Source organism: Wolbachia endosymbiont of Atemnus politus, from assembly GCF_013309895.1.
Window position 1 is genome coordinate 1 of record NZ_JAAXCS010000157.1, and the last position, 2,438, is coordinate 2,438.

The 2,438-nt window shown below is 33.8% G+C and carries 4 protein-coding genes; all 4 read left to right on the plus strand.

Annotation, left to right across the window (positions count from 1 at the left end; translation table 11 throughout):
- Positions 1–179: 179 nt before the first annotated feature.
- The 4 genes from HET73_RS07030 (at position 180) to HET73_RS07045 (ending at position 2,400) form a co-directional block, all read left to right on the plus strand.
- Positions 180–998, plus strand: coding sequence for a pyruvate, water dikinase regulatory protein (locus HET73_RS07030; protein WP_174134266.1), 819 nt, complete (start codon positions 180–182; stop codon positions 996–998).
- A gap of 69 nt (positions 999–1,067) precedes the next feature.
- Positions 1,068–1,196, plus strand: coding sequence for a type B 50S ribosomal protein L36 (gene ykgO, locus HET73_RS07035; RefSeq protein ID WP_174134267.1), 129 nt, complete (start codon positions 1,068–1,070; stop codon positions 1,194–1,196).
- A gap of 175 nt (positions 1,197–1,371) precedes the next feature.
- Positions 1,372–1,689, plus strand: coding sequence for an FtsB family cell division protein (locus HET73_RS07040; protein WP_218939342.1), 318 nt, complete (start codon positions 1,372–1,374; stop codon positions 1,687–1,689).
- A gap of 60 nt (positions 1,690–1,749) precedes the next feature.
- Entirely contained in the window at positions 1,750–2,400 is a 651-nt protein-coding gene (locus HET73_RS07045; RefSeq protein WP_174134268.1) for a protocatechuate 3,4-dioxygenase, read from the plus strand.
- Positions 2,401–2,438: the final 38 nt, after the last annotated feature.

Here is a 2,438-nt window from a genome sequence, read left to right on the forward strand (position 1 = left end):
GTTGATCCTGCAGGTCAAAAACAAGTTTTGAGTCAGAAATACCCTAATTGCCATGATAATGAGATTGGCGGAGGTTGTCAAGGGATTTTTAGTCCCTGTTTTCAAATCATAATGTTCGTGCAATTTTAGTAGCAGATTGATTAAATCCGTATTATTATCTAGTAGATGCTATATAAAACATGACTCTTAAAAAGCTCAATCTACACTTAGTATCAGATTCAAGTGGTGAAACTGTTATATCAGTTGCAAAATCAGCCCTAAAGCACTTTCGTTCTGTAGAAACGATCGAGTATGTTTGGTCTTTTGTGAAAAAAGAAGAACAAATTGATAAAATTTTGGAGGAAGTCAATAAGAAAAGCGATGAACACCACTTCGTTATATGCACCATTACTGATGATGAGCTAAGAAAGTATCTAAAAGATAACTGTATAAAATTGAAAATTCCCTATAGAGCAATATTATCACATATTATTAGAGAAATTTCTTCCTATCTTGAAATTGAAAAAGACGAAAAACTTGACTTACATACTGAGATAAACAATGAATATTTTCAGCGCATTGAGGCAATAAATTACACTATTAATCATGACGACGGACAAAATATTCAAGATATTGATAAAGCAGATATAATCTTGATTGGAGTTTCACGTACATCAAAATCTCCTACCAGCATGTATTTAGCTTATCGGAGCTATAGGGTTGCAAATATTCCTTTTATTAGTGAAGTACCCTTCTATGTTGACTTAACAAAGTTAAGGAACAAACTGACAATAGGGCTAACAATAGATGCAAGTAGGCTAGTGGAAATACGCAAAAATAGGCTTACTTCAATTAACAACGAAAATAATAATGTTTATGCCGATCCCAAGAAAGTAGAAAAGGAAATTAAAAAAGCAGAGGAACTTTTTAGACAAAACAATTGGCCAATTATTGATGTAACGCAAAAGTCGATCGAGGAAGTATCAGCAACGATCGTGCAGTATTTTAATAAAATATGAGGGATTTATCGATTGACTAACTCTTGGCAAGTAACCATAATATAAAGTAATTTGGTTCTTGTTATAAGTATGAAAGTTAAAGGTTCACTAAAATCCCATCGTAACAGAGATAAAAACTGTAAAGTTGTGAGAAGGGGTGGTAAAATTTACATTATAAATAAAGTAAAGCCAAGGTGCAAAACCCGCCAGGGTTCTTAAGTGTGCTAATTTTGGGACAAAAGGGGGAGTTACAGTGGTCATGGTACAGTGTTAGTTGTGTATTTCAGATATAAGTGCTTAGTCTTCCATAAAGGGGCTAAGCTGTAGCTGGGGTGTTTAGTTTTTTGTTCACCTTTTCGTGTTATATGTTTTCCAATTTCTTATATGTGAAAATATGGTGGTTGTCTCTAAAAAAAGGAAAAAGTTACTGTATTTAAGCACAGCTTTGCTTATTTCTTCTCTTACACTATATTTCAGCATCAGCACAATCACGGGTAACCGTGGCTTATTAGTATTAATGGACTTAGAAAAAGAGATAGAGTACAAAAAACTTTTGCTAAAGACTATCTCTTTTGAAAAGGAAAAGTTGAGCAATAAAGTGTTTGGTTTATACGAAAAAAGCTTAGATTTAGATCTGCTTGATGAACAAGCAAAAAATGCTTTGGGTTATGTGAGTCCTAAAGAGCTAATGGTTGTTCTTGATGTGGAATAGCAACATCTTTAAACAAAAGAAAAAAACTGCTATAATCCAGGTGCAAGCATTATAAACGAGATGAAAGTGAAAAATATTTTATTAGCACTCTTAATACAGGCTATGTTTGGGTTGTCATCATTTGCAGCTGACCCTATTTTACTCAACTGCATTGAAACTCCAGAGATATATGAACTTGATGCAAGGCCAAAAATTTTTAACCCTTCAAATAATTTAAGGAGAAAGCCTGGTTCTCCAAACAGTGCAGTTGGGGAATTAATACATATAGTAGGCAGAATTACTGATATAAACTGCTTACCAATACAAAATGCTGCAATTTCTATATGGCATGCAAATGCATTTGGGATTAATCACTATGATGAGGATATAGAGGATAATCAATTAGATTCAGATTTTGCTGGGTCAGGAAGATCTATAGCGAACAATCTTGGCTATTATAATTTTATTACGATCATGCCAGGCAGAAGCGGCGATAGGGCACCACATGTTAACTTTTTAGTTCAACATCCAGATTTTCCAGAATTTACAACACAAATGTTTTTTAGTGAATATAATTGTGACAATTGTGCTGATTCTGTCCTTGAAGACTTCGTTGATAGCGGGCTTGCAAGTCTTCTAATAGCACCGTTTACCTATAATGATCAAGTTATAAAAACCTATACGTTTAATATTACCTTGGGTGGGTATAATAAATTCTCTGGTAAGAAATAAAACTCTCGTACGAAAGTTCACCTAGCAGAGCTATTATG